The 3,903-nt window shown below is 65.1% G+C and carries 3 protein-coding genes and 1 pseudogene; 3 read left to right on the plus strand and 1 reads right to left on the minus strand.

Annotated elements, in window-relative coordinates:
* A pseudogene (locus IF188_RS19945) lies at positions 1 to 305 on the plus strand (aquaporin family protein); the annotation flags it as partial.
* A 7-nt stretch (positions 306 to 312) separates the two neighbouring features.
* Positions 313 to 1,467, plus strand: a complete 1,155-nt coding sequence (locus tag IF188_RS19950; RefSeq protein ID WP_191173563.1) for an MFS transporter — start codon at positions 313 to 315, stop codon at positions 1,465 to 1,467.
* Positions 1,468 to 1,540: 73 nt separating this feature from the next.
* Here the strand turns inward: IF188_RS19950 and IF188_RS19955 are convergent, their stop codons facing one another.
* Positions 1,541 to 3,052, minus strand: a complete 1,512-nt coding sequence (locus IF188_RS19955; protein ID WP_191173564.1) for an FAD-dependent monooxygenase — start codon at positions 3,050 to 3,052, stop codon at positions 1,541 to 1,543.
* Between the two features lie 14 nt (positions 3,053 to 3,066).
* On the opposite strand from IF188_RS19955, the gene IF188_RS19960 reads away from it, so the two are divergent.
* Positions 3,067 to 3,600 carry a hypothetical protein gene (locus IF188_RS19960; protein WP_191173565.1) on the plus strand — a complete coding sequence of 178 codons (534 nt, stop codon included), beginning with the start codon at positions 3,067 to 3,069 and terminating at the stop codon, positions 3,598 to 3,600.
* Positions 3,601 to 3,903 lie beyond the last annotated feature (303 nt).

Genomic DNA, 3,903 nt, shown 5'->3' on the forward strand with positions numbered 1-3,903 from the left:
GACTGCTGTCGGAAGTCGTCGCGACGGCCGGCCTCGTCTTCCTGATCTTCGCGCTCGCGCGCACGGGACGATCCCACCTGGCGGCGCCCGCGGTGGGCGCGTACATCGGTGCGGCGTACTTCTTCACGTCATCCACAAGCTTCGCGAACCCGGCCATCACCGTGGGCCGTATGTTCACCGACACATTCGCCGGCATTGCGCCCGGGTCGGCGTTGCCGTTCATCGCCGCACAGGCGGTGGGCGCAGCGATCGGCTACGTCGCCATCCGCGGAATCTTCCCTGCGACGACCGCCGCGCCGGCGTAACAAGCGATTGACCACGAACGCTGCGAGCGGCCGCCGGCTGACGGCGCTCGCACTGGCACAAGTCGTCGCCTGGGGGGTCCTCTACTACGCCATCCTCGTCGCCGCCCCGATCATCGCCGCCGACACGGGCTGGGACGACGGCGCGGTGTTCTTCGCCATCACACTGGGTCTCCTGATGTCGGCTGCGTGCGCGATCCCCGTCGGTCGCTGGCTGGATCGGCGCCCGAGACGGGTCATGGTCATCAGCGCTGTCGTCGCGACAGGCGCGATCGCCGCTGCGGCCGCGGCGCCCACGATCTGGACCTTCACAGCCGCGTGGATCGCCTGCGGAGCCGCACAGTCCGGTGTCCTCTATCAAGCCGCGTTCACCGTCATCACGCATCGCTACCTAGCGAAACGGCGCGGGCCACTTACGCTGGTGACCCTCGCGGGAGGGCTCGCGTCTACGATCTTCGCCCCACTCACCGGGTGGCTGGTTCTCGAGTTCGGCTGGCGGACCGCGTTCGGCTGCCTCGCCCTGATCATGGCCTGCATCCTGCTTCCCGTGTACGCGATCACCATTGAGAAGTCTTGGCCGCACATCAGCAGCCAAACGCAGGAGGACGAAGCCGCACCGCAGGTCCTTCGGTCGGCGAGGTTCTGGCTCCTCGCTGCCTCATTCGCCCTCATGTCGTTCTCGCTATACGCCGTCACGCTGGCAGCTGTCCCCGCCGTAGTCGAGAAGGGACTCGACCTTCAGACATCCGCGTGGGTGCTGGGAATGATCGGCGCGGGCCAAGTGCTCGGGCGACTGCTCTATCTCGTCATTCCGCACACCGCGGCGCCGTGGATCGCGCCGACCCTCGTAGGACTTGTCGGCGCGGGCTTGCTTGCCGCGTTTGGCTTTGCCTCAGGCGTCGGCGCGATCATCGCCGCGGGAGTCGCCGTCGGTGCCGTTCGCGGCGCGCTCACTCTTGTGCAGGCGTCTGCCGTCGCCGACCGCTGGGGCGCTCGCTCCTACGGCAAGCTCAATGGCGTCCTCGCGGCGCCGATCACGGCACTTACCGCGTTGGCGCCAGGGACGGCGGCTTTGATCGCCGCGACGTTGGGGTCGTATGCGTCCATGGCATTTGCGATGGCCGGTGTCTGCGCGCTCGGCGGTGTGCTCGCGATTCGCCGATAGTCGACTAGCCGATGCCGACCGCATCCGCTCCCCCGTGGTGCGCGACGCCAGTACGGAGTCTCGTCCGACGGTCCTACGAATGCGCGAGCTGTCCCAGGTGCTCCGCGAACGCACTGAATGCGTGCTCTGCATCGGATGCAGCCGCGACGAAGCCGTCAGGTCGGACCAGATAACACGCGCCGGGACGAATCTTGGGGTTACGAATGCGAGGAAAGAACTGCACGGTCAGCCTGAGCCGCGCACCGACACGGCGGAGCGCGCGACGGTTGACCGCGCCGTACCCGTGCACCTGCCAGGACATCGCGCGCAGCGACGAATAGTTGTCGCCGTTCCATGGCAGTCGACGGCCCACCACGCGTCCCCGTCGCCCCCGAGCGGCGGTTCGCTCTCGATCGCTCATCCAGTAGTGGATCCGTGTCTGCGACAGGTACTCGAAGATGCGAGGCGATCGGACGACCCGGGGCACCAGTGACGCAGCGACAGGTGCGACCACGCGAACCACGGATCGCCGGAGAAACCTCGCGGTCGGCCGATCGGACGTGATCATCGCGAACAGCGCGTCGGTGGTCGAGACAAGCCGCCGTGCGACGGGTCTGCGTTCTGCGGGATACCGATCGAGATACGCATCCCCTGCTACGCCGGCTACGACGTCCGCGATCTTGCACGCCAGGTTGTGCGCGTCCTGGAGCCCGGTGTTCATTCCCTGGGCACCGACCGGCGAGTGGACGTGAGCTGCGTCGCCGGCGAGGAACACGGGGCCGTCGCGGAACCGGGCCGCGACGCGGTGGTGCACTCGATAGGTCGAGAACCATCTCGACGACCCGTAAGTGACCGCGAAGACACGTTGGAGGACGCTGCGTGCGGAACTCTCCGTGACCGCCTCGGCCGGGCCACGGACCACGCCGAGCAGTCGATGATCTGCCTCACCGCCCATGGGGAACGCGAGGAGGAAGTCATCGACCCCGAACCGGAGGTTGATCGCTCTCGTAGGGAGACCGTCGACCTGCCTGGCATCTGCGACATAGAACGTGTGGGCGTTCGTCTTGCCCTCGAACGGGATGCCCATCACCTCTCGCACGACGGACGACGCGCCATCTGCGCCGACACAGTATCTGGCGCGGACGCGGCCCAGCTCTTCTCCGTCCAGTTCGCAGTCGACGCCGCCGGCCGTCACGGTGATCGTCCGGAGGGAGTGGGACCAACACACACGTCCACCGAGTTGTTCGAGGTGGACGACGAGGAGTCGCTCGTTCTTGCTCTGCTCCAGCACGTAGAGGTGGGGGTACGGTGTCGTCCCGGTGGCGAGTCGCTGAAGGTTGATCGCTCCGAACCGTCGGCGCTCGAAACCCGGGACGATCTCGCTGGCAACCTCCGCCTCGGCCACCACACGATCCACGACACCGAGTTGGTCGTATATCTCCATCGTGCGCGACTGCAACACGAGAGCCCGAGACTCACGAGTGGGCGCCGATTTCCCATCGACGATGACGCACCGCACGCCGAGCTTCGCCAAGCATGTGGCGAGCATGAGACCGGTAGGGCCGGCACCAACAACGAGCACATCCGTGTCGAGCGTGTCCGTCATCGTCCCCTCACTCCTTGGCGTTGTGCGAAGCAAGTCAAGCGTGCGTGGGTTGTGGGCGTAAGGGCCTGATTGACCAAGGGATACCAGACAACGAAGAGAAGGAAGACAACGAAGACAACGAAGACAACGAAGACAACGAAGACAACGAAGACAACGAAGACAACGAAGACAACGAAGACAACGAAGACAACGAAGACAACGAAGACAACGAAGACAACGAAGACAACGAAGACAACGAAGACAACGAAGACAACGAAGACAACGAAGAGAAGGAAGAGAAGGAAGAGAGGGAAGAACAGCAATGCACGCAGGCACTCTTAAGTGGCACGCTCAGTCCCTTGAGAACACTGGGATCGCATGTCAACCTGGTTACATGGTCCGCGGACGCCGGAATTCCAAGCGTGAAGCCGCTCAGGCGCGCCGGCTTGAGGCGCTCGAACGGGCGGCTCGGGAACGCCAGAACGCCGAAGACCAAGCTGCGCTGGACCGCCGAATGGCACGAAGATGGCACGACGCACGGTCGGGGCTTGAACGCCTCAGCGCCCTGAGCCGTGACCTCGAACGACTCCATCGCGACGAGACCCGACTTCTGCAGGAACGAGATCAACTCGTCCACTGGCTACGCGCTCAGGGGCAAAGTTGGGTGTCGCTCAGCGCGCGAACGAACCTGAGCCGCCAAGCCCTTATGAAGCGCTCTGCACTCCCTCGTCCGAACCGCGAGAACTGAATCGCCCTGGGTTTCGTTCCTATCGGGTTCCCTGTCCGGCGATCACCGGCTGGGCGGATTCCAGGTCAGCGTAGTACGCGTCCTCGACCTCGATGGGCGGGCGGTAGTCGAGCTCGCCGTGGAG

It is taken from the genome of Microbacterium helvum, from assembly GCF_014779795.1.
In the GTDB taxonomy this organism is placed as follows: domain Bacteria; phylum Actinomycetota; class Actinomycetes; order Actinomycetales; family Microbacteriaceae; genus Microbacterium; species Microbacterium helvum.